Source organism: Methylobacterium guangdongense (assembly GCF_038442355.1).
In the GTDB taxonomy this organism is placed as follows: Bacteria; Pseudomonadota; Alphaproteobacteria; order Rhizobiales; family Beijerinckiaceae; genus Methylobacterium; species Methylobacterium guangdongense.
Genome location: NZ_JBBXMX010000008.1, coordinates 33551 through 46050, shown reverse-complemented (window position 1 = coordinate 46050; position 12500 = coordinate 33551). Strand labels below are relative to the sequence as shown.

Below are 12500 nucleotides of genomic sequence, written 5' to 3'. Positions count from 1 at the left end.
CCTATGGAGGTCGCTCAGATGACGCAAGATCGTGCAAAATATTGATGCCTGCTCAGATCTTGAGCCATTGCACAGAAATAGTCCTTGCCCAGGAACTGTGCAATGGCCGTCGATCAGGTCGGTCTCACTTGAGGAGCTGCAGCAGGCTCCGGCCGGCGGGGGTCTTGAGTTCCTTGGCGTCGAGCTTGCCGTCGCCATCCGGGTCGGCGGCCTTGAAGCGCTGCTCGACCAACGCGAGGTATTCCTTGCGGTCGAGGGTGCCGTCGGAATCGGGGTCGGCCGCCTTCAGGTCCTTCTTGCTGACCCGGCCCTTCAGCTCCTTGGCGTCGACGGTGCCGTCCTTGTCCTTTTCGGCGCCGTCGAAGACCTTGCCGGCGGCGGCCTGGGCCTCGGCGAGGTCGATGGTGCCGTCACTGTCGGTGTCGACCATCTTCAGCGTGCGCTCGGTGCCGGAGGACCGGGCGAAGGCCGCGGTCGGAAGCACGGCCGGCAGGGCCAGGGTGGCGGCGAGCGCGGCGGCAAGCACGGGTCGGGTCAGAATCGTGGACATGTCGGGACAGTCTCCGGTGGCGATCGGCGCCGGCGACCCAAATCATAGCCGCGCGGGCTGTTCCCGGGCCGCCCTTCACAAGGCGAGGATCGCAGAGACCCGCGCGGCTCCGCTCAGCGGGCCGGTCCGTCGAGGGGCGCCAGCCGGTCCGGGCCGGGCGCCGCGGCGACCGGTTGGCCGCGCGACAGGCTGCGCGCCAGGGCCGGCAGATCGGGCGCGGCCGCCCCCGAGGCGCCGAACACCGACCGGTCGAGATCCGCGAAGGCGGCAGCGAGATCGGGCCGCGCCCGCCAGATCCGGGCGAGTTCCGGTGCCTCGCGCATGGCCGCGTCGAGGGCGGCGCGGAACCCGGCCGGGTCGTTGGCGCGGGAAGCCGCCCGCAGACGGCGCCGGGTCGGCCCGGACAGACGCAGGGTCGGCCGGCCGAGGCCGAAGCCGATCAGCGCCAGCCCGAGCCCGAAGGCGGCGAGCGCCGCCGCGGCGACCGTGAGCGGGGCGGGGATCGGCGGGGGCGCCCGGTCGGTCTCGCGATCGGGCAGGCCGCCGCCGATCTGCCGGGCCGGGATCTCGGTCTCGCGCATCGTGCGGGTGTTCGTGTCGAACCAGGGGATCGCGATCGCGTCGAGGGGGATGATCTCCGGCACGCCGGGTTTCACGTCCCACTGGTAGGTGGCCCGGGCCACGGGGCCCGAGGGGGTCAGCAGGGTCTCGCGGGTGACGGGCCCCGCGAAGGTGATGATGCCGCGGGTGCGCATCACCGGCCGGGGCGGCAGGCCCTCGGCCACCATGCCCTGGGCCTCCAGGGTGACGATCCGGCGGGCGGTCTCGCCGACCTTGATGGTCTCCGGATCCGGGCTCCAGGAATCCGTGATCGCCACGTCCTTGGCGGGCAGCCACCAGGGCTCCTTGGCGTCCGGGCCGCCGGTCGGGGCGGTCCACTGCGCCACCGGGAACGGGATCGGTTGCGAGCGCACCTCGACCACCCGGCGCTCGCCGACATCGTTGACGGTGAGCTTGTGGGTGAAGGGCTCGATGGTGAACTGCCCGGCGTGGTGCGGGAAGATCGCCACGGTGCGGTCGAACGCGATGGCGCTCTGCCCGTCCGGGAGCTTGGCCTTGCTCCAATGGTCGCGGCCGAGCTGGGTCCAGGAGAAGTTGGCGAGCGAGGGCTGCACCACCTCCTCCAGCAGGATCGGCTGCTTGTAGACCCCGTGGATCTTCAACAGCACCATCTCGCGGGGGAAGGGGGCGCTGTTGCCGTTCAACTCCGCGGTGACCGTGAGGGTGAGGTCGCCGGGTTCGATCTCGGCGTGGGCGGGGAGGGGGGTGAGGGCGAGGAACAGGGCCGCCAGCACGGCACGGCCCTTCCCTCCTCCTGAAGCGACCATATCCGTCCATCCCGATTGAGCGCTGACGCTGGCGACAGAACGCGACAGGCCCCCTCTCCCGTGCGGGAGAGGGTTGGGGTGAGGGACGAGAACGGTCAGGATTAGGCACCCGATCGACGCGCCGACAGGGCGCGCCTTGTTCTGAGAGTTCTCGACCCTCACCCTGTCCCTCTCCCGAACGGGAGAGGGGACCCGCGTCCCGTCTTGTGACCGTGTCATCAGGCGCGATGTGTGAGGCTGGTCGTCCCCAGAGGGGGGAGGGGGATCGCGCGTCACGGAAAACGCCAAAAAACTCACCACGGGTTGCTCCCGGCGGGAATCGCGGTGCCGGCCTCGACCCGGCGGGTCTGCTCGGCGCGCAGGCGCAGCTTGAGATAACGGCCGGGATCGTCCGGCAGGGTCTGGAGCCAGAGCCGGTCCGGGCGGATCTCGTGGGCCTCGAAGCTCTTGGTCACCCGGCGGACCTCGCGCTCGGGGGCCTCGGCCACCATGGCGGAGCCGCCCCCGGTCCGGCCGCGGCCCGCCGCATCGCCGGCCGAGCCCCGGGCCTGGCCCTTGCCGGTGTCGATCGATTGCTGCTCGGCCTTGCCGCGGCGGGCGACCTTGCTGTTGCCGGGCAGCGACGCGCTGGCGTTCGACTCCTTGTTGCCGGCGAGACCCTCGCCGCTGGAGGCGGCGTTGATGTCGTTGTTCTGGTCCTGGTTGGCGGTGTTGTTGTAGCGGGCACCGTACTGGGCCGTGCCGTTGGCGATGCCGCCGCCGGGGCCGCGGTCGATCACCTCGGCCTGCATCCGGGCGATCAGCGAGCGGTTGGCCTGGGCGTCGGCGTCCCGGGGGTTGAAGCGCAGGGCCTCGTCGTAGGCCGCGAGCGCCCCGTCGAGGTCACCGGCCCTGGCGAGGGCGTTGCCGAGGTTGTAGCTCGCCCGGCGGCCCCCGGCGCGGAACAGCGCGACCGCATCCGCGTAGCGGCCGGCCTCGTAGAGCGCGGCGGCGCGCCAGGCCGGGTCGGCGAAGATGTCGGCGGCGAGTGCCGGCAGGCCGATCCCCATCAGCAGGCGCCCGAACCCGGTGCGGGGCTGCGAGACCGCGAGCAACGCCAGGAGGCCGAGGCCGGCGAGGGCCAGACCGGCGATCCGGGCAAGGTGCCGCCAGCGCGGCGGCAGGCCGGCCCGGAGCGGGGCGGCGAAGCCCGTGTCGGGGAGGGTGAGCCGCATCACGCGCTCCTGCGAAACAGGACCAGGGCCGGAAGGGCCGCGAGCAACAGGAGCCAGCGCCCGAGATCCGCGTAGGCGAGCACGCCGTAGCCGCCGGCCGCGAGGTGCTGGGCCAAGCCGGCGCCGACCGCATCCAGCACCGGGCCGGGGGTGGCGATGTCGGCGACCGTGCCGCCGCCGGCCCGCACCAGGGCGTCGAGGGCGGCGCGGTCGGGCTTCGGCGCGTTCGGCGGCAGCGGCTTGTCGGCGGGGACGAACAGGGCCTGGAGCCGCCAGCCCTGCGCCGCGATGGCCCGCGCCTCGCGGGTGGCGGCCTCGCCGATGCCGTCGCCGTCGCTGATCAGCACCACGTCGGCCGACACCACGTTGGCCTCCGCCAGCGTGCGGCGGGCGAGCGCCAACCCGCGCTCGGGGTGGGAGCCGCGGTCCGGCACCGTGTCGGCGTCCAGCGCGAACAGGGTGGTGCCGAGGCTGTCGCGGTCGGTGGTGGGGGAGGCGGCGAGATAGGCGTCGCCCGCGTAGACCACGAGGGCGACCGCCCGGGTGCCGGCGGCCTCGGCGACCGCGGCGGCGGCCTGTCGGACCCCCTGGAGGTTGCCGCCCTCCGCGACCGAGCGCGAGAGGTCGACGACGATCACGGTCTCGTCGAGATTGCGGAACGTGCGTCCGTCCGTGCGCTCCACGGCGGGGCCGGCCAGCGCCAGGGCGATGAGCCCGGCCGCCAGCGCGGCGGCGAGGTTGGCCTGCCGGCGTCCGCCGAGCACCGCGCCGGTGCGGGCGAGGTGGGCCATCAGCCCCGGATCCACCGCCCGGACCCAGTCGCCCAGCGGCGCCGAGCGGGACGCGGCGCGGAGCGCCAGCAGGACGACGACCGGGATCGCCAGGAACCACCAGGGGCGCAGGAGGGCGAAGGCGTCGAGGGCGCTCATGGGGCTGACCCGGAGATGGCGCGGCCTTGATCGGTGCCGGACCCTTTCCCGGACAGGTGGAGCGCCAGCGGAACCTGATCCGGGACCCAGCACAGGACGCGCCGCGATAGCGGCACGGGTTGATCTAAACGGACGCTTCGCGCTGTCCCGTGCTGGATCCCGGGTCGCATTCCGCTAACGCTGCATACACCCGGGAAAGGGGCCGCGCGTGAACGTATACCGACTTCAAACGCCGCACCCATCACGCCCCCCTCCGGCTGGCGAGCAACGCGGCGGCGCTGAGCAGCGCCAGGGCGGCCGGCCAGGGCCAGAGGTCCCGGCGCAGCGGCAGGGGCGGGGCCAGGGCGCGGCCGCCCTCCAGCCGGTCGATCGCGTCGGCGACCTTGACGAGATCGTCGGTGGTGCGCACCCGGAACGCCTGGCCGCCGCTGGCCTGCGCCATGTCGCGCAGGGTCTCGGTGTCGACCACGTCCTGCTCGCCATCGGCGTCCGCCATGTCGCGGGGGCCGAGCGCGATCGTGTAGACCTTAATGCCCAGCTCCTTGGCGAGGTCGGCGACATCCTTGGGGGCGGTCTGGCCGGCATTGTTGGCGCCGTCCGAGAGCAGGATCACGGCCTTCGCGGCCTTGCCGCCCGCGGGATCGGAGGCGGCCTCGCCCCCGGCATCCCGCGGGTCCAGCCGCCGGAGGGCGAGGCCGAGCCCGTCGCCGATGCCGGTGGAGCGGCCGCTGATGCCGATCGTCGCCTCGTCGAGCGCCCGGGCGACCGCCGCGGTGTCGAAGCTCGGGGCGGCGGCCACGTAGGCCTGATCGGCGAAGATCACGAGGCCGATCCGGTCGCCGGCCCGGCGCCGGATGAAATCGGTGCCCACGCGCTTCACCGCGGTGAGTCGGGTCACGGTCTCGCCGTCGAGGGCGAAGTCGCGCCGCTCCATGGAGCCCGAGAGATCCATGGCGATCATGATCTCGCGGCCGGAGGCGGGCAGTGCGGTCGCCGGCATGACGAGGCGCGGACCCGAGAGTGCCGCCACCAGGGCGATCCAGAGGGTCCAGGTCAGGGCGGCCCGGCGCCGGCCGCGGGCGGCGAGATCGGCGCCGGACCGGCCTTCGCCCACCAGCGTGCCGGGGACGCGCAGCGCCCCGCTGCCGCCCTCCGGCTCGGCCGGGATCAGGCGGGCGGCCAGCAGCGGCAGCGGCAGGGCCAGGAGCGCCCAGGGCGCGGCGAGGTCGAAGGCCGACAGGAGGGCGCTGAGCCAAGCTGGCAGAACATCGCTCATGCCCGCAGCTTTCCGATCAGGCGGCCGAGCTCGGCATCCAGGGCGTCGAGGTCCGGCGCCTGCCGCCGGTACAGGCCGTCGGCCAGCACCCGCCCGGCGCCCCGCGTGAAGAAGTCGGTCCGGAACAGCCAGTCGAGTCGGGCGGCCCAGTCCGCACCGGTCGCCCGGGTTTCGGCGTCGCCCGCGAGCGTCCGGCCGAGGCGGCGCAGCAGGCGGGCCTGGGTCAGGAGCCGCGCCTCCGGATCGAGCCCGCGGCTGCGGGCGAGTTCGGCCAGCGCCGCCCGGCGCACCGTGGCCCGGGCCCGGCTGCGCCCGTATCGGACAAGCCCCACCAGCAGTGCGGCGAGGAAGCCCAGGAGCGCTGCGGCCACGATCTCGCCCTGCAACGCCCCCGCGGCCCCGCCGGGCAGGTGAAGGCCGCGGAGTTGATCGAGCCCGAGCGGTGTCTCGACGGGGTTCATCGCGGAGACACGGCCTCAGTTCTGGTTTCGAAAGGTCGAGACCTTTCGCGGGTCCAGGGCAGAGCCCTGGAAAACCTCTCAGGGCTCTGCCCCGAAACCCCGCCAAAGGGCTCGCCCTTTGGAAACCCCAGATCCGGGCCGAACAGGCCGTCACAGCACCGCATCGAGGCGCTCCATCAGCGGCGCGTAGGCCTCCGGCCCGGTCTCGACATCGAGGCGCACGCCCGCGATGCCGCGGTGCGCGTAATCGGCGAGCCGGGCCTCGGCCTGTCCCGTGGGCGTCGCGGTCGGCAGCGCGGTCCCACGGTGCCCGTCGGCCAGGGCGAAGGGGTAGTAGCCCGGCGGTCGCGCGCGCTCGAAGGCGTCGCTCACCAGGATCAGCCGGATGGCGATCCGCTCGGCCAGCAGGGTCAGGAGGTCATCGAAGCCGGGGCCGGGATCGTCCAGGGCGCTGGCGATGACGATGTGGCCCCCGGCGGGCAGCAGGCTGCGGGCGAGGCCGAGCGTCGCCTCGAGGGGCGGCTCCGGTTCGGTGCGCGCGCCCGACACGGTGTCCAGGGCGTCGGCATGGGCCTGCGCGAGGGCGCCGGTCACCGCGATCATGGCGCGCTCGCCGCCCGCCGGCCGCAGCACGGTCGGCGCACCGGCCGACGCCACCGCGAGGCCGACCCGGCCGCCATCGGCCGCGACGCGCCAGCCGAGCAGCGCCAGGGCCTCGGCGGCCGCCACCGAGCGCAGGGTCCGGCGGGTGCCGAACAGCATGGAGGGCCGGAAGTCGGCGAGCAGCACCACGGCCCGGTCGCGCTCGTCGTGATGGGTGCGTACGTGGAGCTGCCCGGTCCGGGCGGTGGCGTTGCGGTCGATGAAGCGGCGGTCGTCGCCCTCCGACCAGAGCCGGACATCCTCCGGCTCGGAGCCGCGCCCCCGGCGCCGGGTGACGATGCCGCCCGGCAGGCCCGCGAGCGTCCGGGTCGCGGGCGCGGAGCCCCGCCGGGCGAGGTGGCGCAGGCCCATCAGGGCCTCGCCCGAGAGGTGGATGCCGCCCTCGGCGCCCGCCCGATCGTCCGCTCCCACGGAGGGGGACGGGATCGCGGGACGGCGCGCCTGCCCGAATCCGAACACCGTCAGAGCGCCCGCACCCGCTGCACCAGCTCGCCGACGAGCCCCCGGGCGGTCTTGCCCTCGGCGGCGGCCCGCCAGGTCAGGCCGATCCGGTGGGAGAGGGCGTCGCGGGCGAGTTCGGTGACGTCCTCAGGGATCACGTGGTCCCGGCCGCGCAGCCAGGCCCGGGCCTTGCCGGCCAGCATCAGCGCCAGGGTGCCGCGCGGGGAGGCCGGGTGCTCGATCATGGCGCGCAGGTCCGGCGCCGCCGCGTCGGTGCGGGTCGCCGCCACCAGCCGGACGAGATAATCCTTGAGCGCCGGCGACACGTAGGTGGCGAGTGCCGCCTCCCGGGCCGCGCGCACGTCGGCGAGCGACAGGCGCACCGGCATGGCCTCGATGTGATGGGTGATCTCGCCCTCCACGAGGTCGAGGATCGCCCGCTCGGTCTCGGCGTCGGGCATCTCGACCACGACGTGCAGGAGGAAGCGGTCGAGCTGCGCCTCGGGCAGCGGGAAGGTGCCGGCATGCTCGATCGGGTTCTGGGTCGCCACGACCATGAACGGGTCGGACAGCCGGTGCGTCGCCCCCGAGACCGTGACCTGCCCCTCGGCCATGGATTCGAGCAAAGCCGACTGCACCTTGGGCGGCGCGCGGTTGACCTCGTCCACCAGCACGAGGGCGTGGAACAGGGGGCCGGGCAGGAACTCGAAGGTGCCGCTGTCCTGGCGCCACACGGTGGTGCCGGTCAGATCCGCCGGCATCAGGTCGGGCGTGCACTGGATGCGCGCGAAGGAGCCGTCGAGCCCGTCGGCGAGGCGCTTGACCGCGCGGGTCTTGGCCAGACCCGGCGCGCCCTCGATCAGCAGGTGCCCGCCGGTGAGGAGCCCGATCAGCAGGCGCTCGACGAGGCCGGCGCTGCCGATCAGGCCGCGCTCCAGCCCCTCGCGGAGCGCCATGACGCGGCCGTGCAGGGCCGCATCCGGAAGGGTCTCGGGGCGGCGTTCGGCGAGGGCGTCGCTCATGCGCGACTGCGTCCTGCGCGGGCCTGTTCCGCCACTCGGGCCGTGTGCTGCATCCTGCACGTCTCCTCGGCCGGGTCCCGAATTCTTAAGGGATCCTCAGGCTCCTGCCGGTGTGCCCGCTGCCCGGTGCGGCCGTCAATCCCGGTTCCGTCCCCCTTTTCGGGCCTGGACCGGGCCGTGATGTCACGGTTTCGTCACTGCCGCGCTCTCAAGAACCGCCGATGACCAGCTACGCCGCCCTCCCAGAAGAACTGAAATCCGGCATCGGCCTGCTCGTGGCCTTCGTGCTGGGCACGATCATCGGGGCCGAGCGGCAGTACCGCCAGCGCACCGCGGGCCTGCGCACGGCGGTGCTGGTGGCGGTGGGCGCCTCGGCCTTCGTCGATCTCGGCATGCGGCTGACCGGGCCGGACGGTGGGGTCCGCACGGTGGCGTACGTGATCTCCGGCATCGGCTTCCTCGGGGCCGGCGTGATCATGAAGGAGGGGATGAACGTCCGCGGCCTGAACACGGCCGCCACCCTGTGGTGCTCGGCCGCCGTGGGGGCGTTCTGCGGCGCCGACCTGCCCCTCGAGGCGGTGTTCGTGATGGTGACGGTCCTGGCCTGCAACACGGCTTTGCGGCCGCTGGTGAACGCCATCAACCGCGCGCCGATCCGCGAATCGTCCACGGAGGCGACCTACGAGGTCCAGGTCACCACGGCCCCCGGCGAGGCCGGCCCGGCGCAGGATCTGCTGGTGGAGCGCCTGGAGGCGGCCAACTACCCGGTCAGCAGCGTCGAGGTGGAGGAGCGCGGCGAGACCGCGGTCGACGTGGTGGCGACGCTGACGGCGAGCGCCGTGAAGGCGGAGGAACTCGACGCCGTGACCAACGACCTCGCCCGCGCCCCGGGCATCCGCCACGCCACGTGGTCGGTGCAGACGGCGGATTGATTGTGTGCAGGGTCGAGCCCGGTGCGCCCGGGGCGTTCGGGACTGCGACCGACCCAATCCCGCCGCCGCGCTGGCGCTCGGCGTTCTCGGCTGCTCGCCGCGCTTGCTTTTCACAGGTTGGGGGCACTGCCCGGCATCGTATCGAGGGCGCCGTGGTCGGTTTCGGCTGACCGCCACGCCCGCCTGCCGGTATGCTCCGGCGCTGTCGGGGTTGGGCGTGGACGCTTCAGGAATGTCCGCTATCGCACATAAGTAGTGGTATTCTCACTCAGCTCGCGGTAGGGTTGTCCGTCGACCCTGTCGATCCCCGCGCTCGCCACCTGGTGTGCCCCTCAGCCCCTTGTGGGCGAGCGCGGGCGTTTGTTTCCCCGTGCGATGGTCCCGTCAGCGTCTTCCGCACCCGTGCGACATGCGGCGGCTCCGGGATCTTGGGCAGGGCGCTGATCGCGTCCCGAAGTGCGCCCCCGAACCCCTATCCCGCCGCCATGTCGGAAGAGTCGGCGAGATTCTGCACGTATCGGAGACAGGTTCGCCGCATCTCGGGATCTGCGATCGCCGCGAAGAGCCTGAGAAGCTCCAACTCCTCCGATGCGGCCTTGGCCGGCGACCCACCGCGCGGGTGGCCTGCCAGAAACACGTCCTCGTTGACGCTGAGCGCCTGCGCCACGCGCTTCAGGGCGCTCTTGGTTCGGTCTTCAGCCATTCTCGTCACCCTCTTGTGCCGAGAGCGAACCGCCCCCCGTCTCTGGTCAAGAGAACAATCTTCTACCTCAAGCGTGTCCTCTCATACTAAATTGCAATTCACGATTGCGACAACGGACCGCAACTCACGCAGCCCTGATGGGAGGAGGCAATTGAGTGCCGTCCTCGTTGTTGGGGCGCAGCTTTTCTTGCGTTGAGAACGCGGGCGCGGCGGAGTGGCTGAATGTTGTCCAGAGCTGGAATGGATCCCGCCCTCCGCGCGGCTGGCCTGATCGGGACCTGGGGAACGGACGTCGCTGCGGGCCGCTCCGTGCTCGATGCGGGTGCGGCTGCCCTGCTGGCGGGCAATGCCGCGCTTGCCGGCCAACCGCTCCCCCTTGAAGCGGCCCTCGCACGCACGCATCCGGACGATCGCGATTGGGTCTTCGCGCGCATCCGTCGCGTCCGCCAGACGGGCGGCCCCATCTCGGCGGAGTTCCGGATCCTGACGGATCTGAACGAGGTCCGCTGGGTGCTGAACCGCGGGGCTCTCACACCCGATGAAACGGGGGCGATGCAAGGGCTTGGCGCTTACATCGATACCACCGATGCTCACCGCGACGCGTTCATCGCCGCTGCCTCGCTCAGCCAGGATCCTGTCCACACGTTGGACCTCGCTGCAGATCATTGCATCGCGGCGCATGCGGCGCTTGAAAGGGGCGGCCACTTCGATCTGCATCGCATATCCGAGATGCTGTTGTTCGGGATCGGGCAGGCGCTCGCACGGCGCGGATAACGCGCGTCCTCGAACGTCCACGTCCACCCCATGGTTGAGCGGAAGCGGAACCGCAGAAATCCATCCGGGGCGGTCTGCCAGCCTGCGACCCGCTCGCGCCCCAGGAACGGCGCATCTGCCATCTCGAATGCGGGTGCGCGAACCTTTGGAATCTGGCCCTTCTCTTTCGACGTGGCGCTGGCCGTGAAAGCGCGGGCGGCGGACGCTGACGATCCGATTCTGACCTTCGATGACAGGTCGGGTGCCGTCATCGACCTGGATCTGCGCGGAACCGAGGCGGAGATCACCGCACGGTTGGCCGAAAGCACGGATGCGGGCGACGCCACGGGCATCGTCGAGGGGCAATCGGATCCCGATCGTGGGCCGAGGAACCGGGGCCGCCCGAAGCTCGGGGTCGTCGCCCGCGAGGTGACGCTGCTTCCCCGTCAGTGGGAATGGCTCGCATCTCAGCCAGGCGGTGCATCGCAAGCCTTGCGGCGCCTCGTTGACGAAGCGCGGCGGATAGATGGCGGGCAGACCCAGGTGAAGGCGGCGAGAGAGGCCGCTTACCGCTTCCTTTCGGCGCTGGCCGGGGATCTGCCTGGCTTCGAGGATGTGATCCGGGCGCTCTTCGCCGGGGATGCCGAGGGCTTTGCAGAGCGCATGTCGGCATGGCCGCCGGACATCCGGGACTATGCACGGAAGCTCGCGGCCCTCACCTGAGCCAACGACGTGCGCCCGACGGCTGAGATCGTCAGCTTCCGGGATCCGCGTCAGAAGGCCGACCGTCCGAAAACCACCCCCGCGGCCGCTCACCCGGCCCCAAAACCGCCGGACCCGATCTCTCCCCGTCCCGCCGATCCCGGAGACCCACCATGACCCAATCCCAGAAGAACGCTTTGATCGTCGGAGCCTCCCGGGGCCTGGGGCTCGGCCTCGTCGAGACATTCCTGGCGCGGGGCTGGCACGTCACCGCGACCCAGCGCAGCCCGTCCCCCGATCTCGACCGGCTCGACGCGAAGGCCCTGCGCATCGAGACCGCCGACATCGACGACGATGCTGGCGTCGCCGCCCTGCACGATCGTCTGGGGTCCGCGCGGTTCGACCTGATCTTCGTGGTGGCGGGCGTCGCCACGCAGGCGCACGATCCCCTGCACGCGGTGCCGCGAGAGGTCGCCGCGCAGGTCTACCTCACCAACGCGGTCAGCCCGATCCGCTTCGCGGAGGCGTTTCTGGATCGCCTCGCGCCAGGCGGCAGCCTCGCGCTGATGAGCTCGATCCTCGGCAGCGTCAGCCTGAACGAAGCGGGGGGCTGGGAGACCTATCGGGCCAGCAAGGCGGCGCTCAACACCCTGGCGCGCAGCTTCGAGATCCGCCACCGGGCCGAAAACATCTCGGTGCTGATCCTGCACCCGGGCTGGGTGCGGACCGACATGGGCGGGCAGGAGGCCGATATCGACGTGGCCACCAGCGTCACGGGCCTCGCCGACGTGATCGAGGCCCAGCTCGGCCGGCCGGGCGCCCAGTATCTCGACTACCGGGGCGAGACGCTGCCCTGGTGACGCGGTCCGCGTGAGGGCCGGTCAGCGCGGGGGCGCGAGGGGCCGGGTGCGCCGCTCGATCACCACGGTCGGGCGGGTGCGCCGCTCGACCACGACGGTGCGCGGCGCCCGGCTCGGGCTCGCCTGGGTCAGGATCCGCTCGGGCACGCGCTCGGGCTTCACGGTCTTGGCCGCCAGGACGTGGGGGCGGACCTCGTCGACCGGCAGACCCATCAGGCCGGCCGCGATCTCGGCCTGCTGCTCGACATCGTCGGCGAGATCCTGGGCGGCAGCGACCGCCTCGTTCACCGTCGGCGGCTCGCGGCGCACCCGGATCGGCGGTAGGTCGGCGAAGCTCTTCTGCGTCTTCTTCACGGGGCGACTCGCAGTCTTCATGGGACAGACATAGCGCTTTCCGGGGCGGTTGTGCAGTGCATCAAAGACGTGTGACCGACCCTGGGGGCGCATGGCTGGGCGATCCGCGCCGCTGCGCCGCACAGGTCGTCGCGGGCGCCTTCGAGCACGCGAACAGCTCGGATCCGAATCCTTTCCCGTCGGGCGTCCGGTGCGACATAGGAGCGCATCGGGCGCGAGGCAACAGGTCCGCGCCCGCGCCGAACCGCGTTC

At 72.3% G+C, this 12500-nt stretch carries 14 protein-coding genes; 4 read left to right on the top strand and 10 right to left on the bottom strand.

Features of this window, described 5'->3' with window-relative positions:
• Positions 1 to 124 precede the first annotated feature (124 nt).
• From AAHG09_RS16360 to AAHG09_RS16325, 8 genes are all read right to left on the bottom strand, one after another.
• Entirely contained in the window at positions 125 to 550 is a 426-nt protein-coding gene (locus tag AAHG09_RS16360) for an EF-hand domain-containing protein (RefSeq protein ID WP_342108513.1), read from the bottom strand.
• Between the two features lie 113 nt (positions 551 to 663).
• Positions 664 to 1938, bottom strand: coding sequence for a hypothetical protein (locus AAHG09_RS16355; RefSeq protein ID WP_342108512.1), 1275 nt, complete (start codon positions 1936 to 1938; stop codon positions 664 to 666).
• Positions 1939 to 2231: 293 nt separating this feature from the next.
• Complete coding sequence (locus AAHG09_RS16350) at positions 2232 to 3152, bottom strand: tetratricopeptide repeat protein (protein ID WP_342108511.1); 921 nt, start codon at positions 3150 to 3152, stop codon at positions 2232 to 2234.
• On the bottom strand, positions 3152 to 4081 hold the full coding sequence (locus tag AAHG09_RS16345) for a VWA domain-containing protein (protein WP_342108510.1): 930 nt from the start codon (positions 4079 to 4081) through the stop codon (positions 3152 to 3154). The genes AAHG09_RS16350 and AAHG09_RS16345 overlap by 1 nt, the downstream gene beginning before the upstream one ends.
• A 241-nt stretch (positions 4082 to 4322) precedes the next feature.
• Positions 4323 to 5357, bottom strand: coding sequence for a VWA domain-containing protein (locus AAHG09_RS16340; protein ID WP_342108509.1), 1035 nt, complete (start codon positions 5355 to 5357; stop codon positions 4323 to 4325).
• The gene (locus tag AAHG09_RS16335) at positions 5354 to 5818 is read right to left on the bottom strand and encodes a DUF4381 family protein (RefSeq protein ID WP_342108508.1); all 465 of its coding nucleotides are present in this window, start codon (positions 5816 to 5818) and stop codon (positions 5354 to 5356) included. Before AAHG09_RS16335 ends, AAHG09_RS16340 begins: the two co-directional genes overlap by 4 nt.
• Before the next feature lie 150 nt (positions 5819 to 5968).
• Positions 5969 to 6832 carry a DUF58 domain-containing protein gene (locus AAHG09_RS16330; protein WP_342108737.1) on the bottom strand — a complete coding sequence of 288 codons (864 nt, stop codon included), beginning with the start codon at positions 6830 to 6832 and terminating at the stop codon, positions 5969 to 5971.
• Positions 6833 to 6942: 110 nt separating this feature from the next.
• Positions 6943 to 7944 carry an AAA family ATPase gene (locus AAHG09_RS16325; protein WP_342108507.1) on the bottom strand — a complete coding sequence of 334 codons (1002 nt, stop codon included), beginning with the start codon at positions 7942 to 7944 and terminating at the stop codon, positions 6943 to 6945.
• A 221-nt stretch (positions 7945 to 8165) separates the two neighbouring features.
• Here AAHG09_RS16325 and AAHG09_RS16320 point away from each other — a divergent pair, with 221 nt between their 5' ends.
• The gene (locus AAHG09_RS16320) at positions 8166 to 8876 is read left to right on the top strand and encodes an MgtC/SapB family protein (protein ID WP_342108506.1); all 711 of its coding nucleotides are present in this window, start codon (positions 8166 to 8168) and stop codon (positions 8874 to 8876) included.
• Positions 8877 to 9348: 472 nt separating this feature from the next.
• On the opposite strand, the gene AAHG09_RS16315 is transcribed toward AAHG09_RS16320, so the two are convergent.
• Complete coding sequence (locus AAHG09_RS16315; protein WP_342108505.1) at positions 9349 to 9579, bottom strand: hypothetical protein; 231 nt, start codon at positions 9577 to 9579, stop codon at positions 9349 to 9351.
• 240 nt (positions 9580 to 9819) lie between these two features.
• On the opposite strand from AAHG09_RS16315, the gene AAHG09_RS16310 reads away from it, so the two are divergent.
• The 3 genes from AAHG09_RS16310 (at position 9820) to AAHG09_RS16300 (ending at position 11894) form a co-directional block, all read left to right on the top strand.
• A complete protein-coding gene (locus tag AAHG09_RS16310; protein ID WP_342108504.1) occupies positions 9820 to 10353 on the top strand; it encodes a PAS domain-containing protein in 534 nt (177 codons plus the stop codon).
• Positions 10354 to 10524: 171 nt separating this feature from the next.
• Positions 10525 to 11055, top strand: coding sequence for a DUF2239 family protein (locus tag AAHG09_RS16305; protein ID WP_342108503.1), 531 nt, complete (start codon positions 10525 to 10527; stop codon positions 11053 to 11055).
• 152 nt (positions 11056 to 11207) lie between these two features.
• Positions 11208 to 11894 carry an SDR family oxidoreductase gene (locus AAHG09_RS16300; RefSeq protein ID WP_342108502.1) on the top strand — a complete coding sequence of 229 codons (687 nt, stop codon included), beginning with the start codon at positions 11208 to 11210 and terminating at the stop codon, positions 11892 to 11894.
• A gap of 21 nt (positions 11895 to 11915) precedes the next feature.
• Here the strand turns inward: AAHG09_RS16300 and AAHG09_RS16295 are convergent, their stop codons facing one another.
• Entirely contained in the window at positions 11916 to 12248 is a 333-nt protein-coding gene (locus tag AAHG09_RS16295; protein WP_342108501.1) for a hypothetical protein, read from the bottom strand.
• Between the last annotated feature and the right edge of the window lie 252 nt (positions 12249 to 12500).

Excerpts from the sequence above, each read along its gene's own strand:
- AAHG09_RS16330 (WP_342108737.1), bottom strand. The coding sequence starts at position 6,832 with ATGGGCCTGCGCCACCTCGCCCGGCGGGGCTCCGCGCCCGCGACCCGG.
- AAHG09_RS16340 (WP_342108509.1), bottom strand. The coding sequence starts at position 5,357 with ATGAGCGATGTTCTGCCAGCTTGGCTCAGCGCCCTCCTGTCGGCCTTC.
- AAHG09_RS16325 (WP_342108507.1), bottom strand. The coding sequence starts at position 7,944 with ATGAGCGACGCCCTCGCCGAACGCCGCCCCGAGACCCTTCCGGATGCG.
- AAHG09_RS16360 (WP_342108513.1), bottom strand. The coding sequence starts at position 550 with ATGTCCACGATTCTGACCCGACCCGTGCTTGCCGCCGCGCTCGCCGCC.
- AAHG09_RS16315 (WP_342108505.1), bottom strand. The coding sequence starts at position 9,579 with ATGGCTGAAGACCGAACCAAGAGCGCCCTGAAGCGCGTGGCGCAGGCG.
- AAHG09_RS16300 (WP_342108502.1), top strand. The coding sequence starts at position 11,208 with ATGACCCAATCCCAGAAGAACGCTTTGATCGTCGGAGCCTCCCGGGGC.
- AAHG09_RS16345 (WP_342108510.1), bottom strand. The coding sequence starts at position 4,081 with ATGAGCGCCCTCGACGCCTTCGCCCTCCTGCGCCCCTGGTGGTTCCTG.
- AAHG09_RS16310 (WP_342108504.1), top strand. The coding sequence starts at position 9,820 with ATGGATCCCGCCCTCCGCGCGGCTGGCCTGATCGGGACCTGGGGAACG.
- AAHG09_RS16320 (WP_342108506.1), top strand. The coding sequence starts at position 8,166 with ATGACCAGCTACGCCGCCCTCCCAGAAGAACTGAAATCCGGCATCGGC.
- AAHG09_RS16355 (WP_342108512.1), bottom strand. The coding sequence starts at position 1,938 with ATGGTCGCTTCAGGAGGAGGGAAGGGCCGTGCCGTGCTGGCGGCCCTG.
- AAHG09_RS16335 (WP_342108508.1), bottom strand. The coding sequence starts at position 5,818 with ATGAACCCCGTCGAGACACCGCTCGGGCTCGATCAACTCCGCGGCCTT.
- AAHG09_RS16350 (WP_342108511.1), bottom strand. The coding sequence starts at position 3,152 with ATGCGGCTCACCCTCCCCGACACGGGCTTCGCCGCCCCGCTCCGGGCC.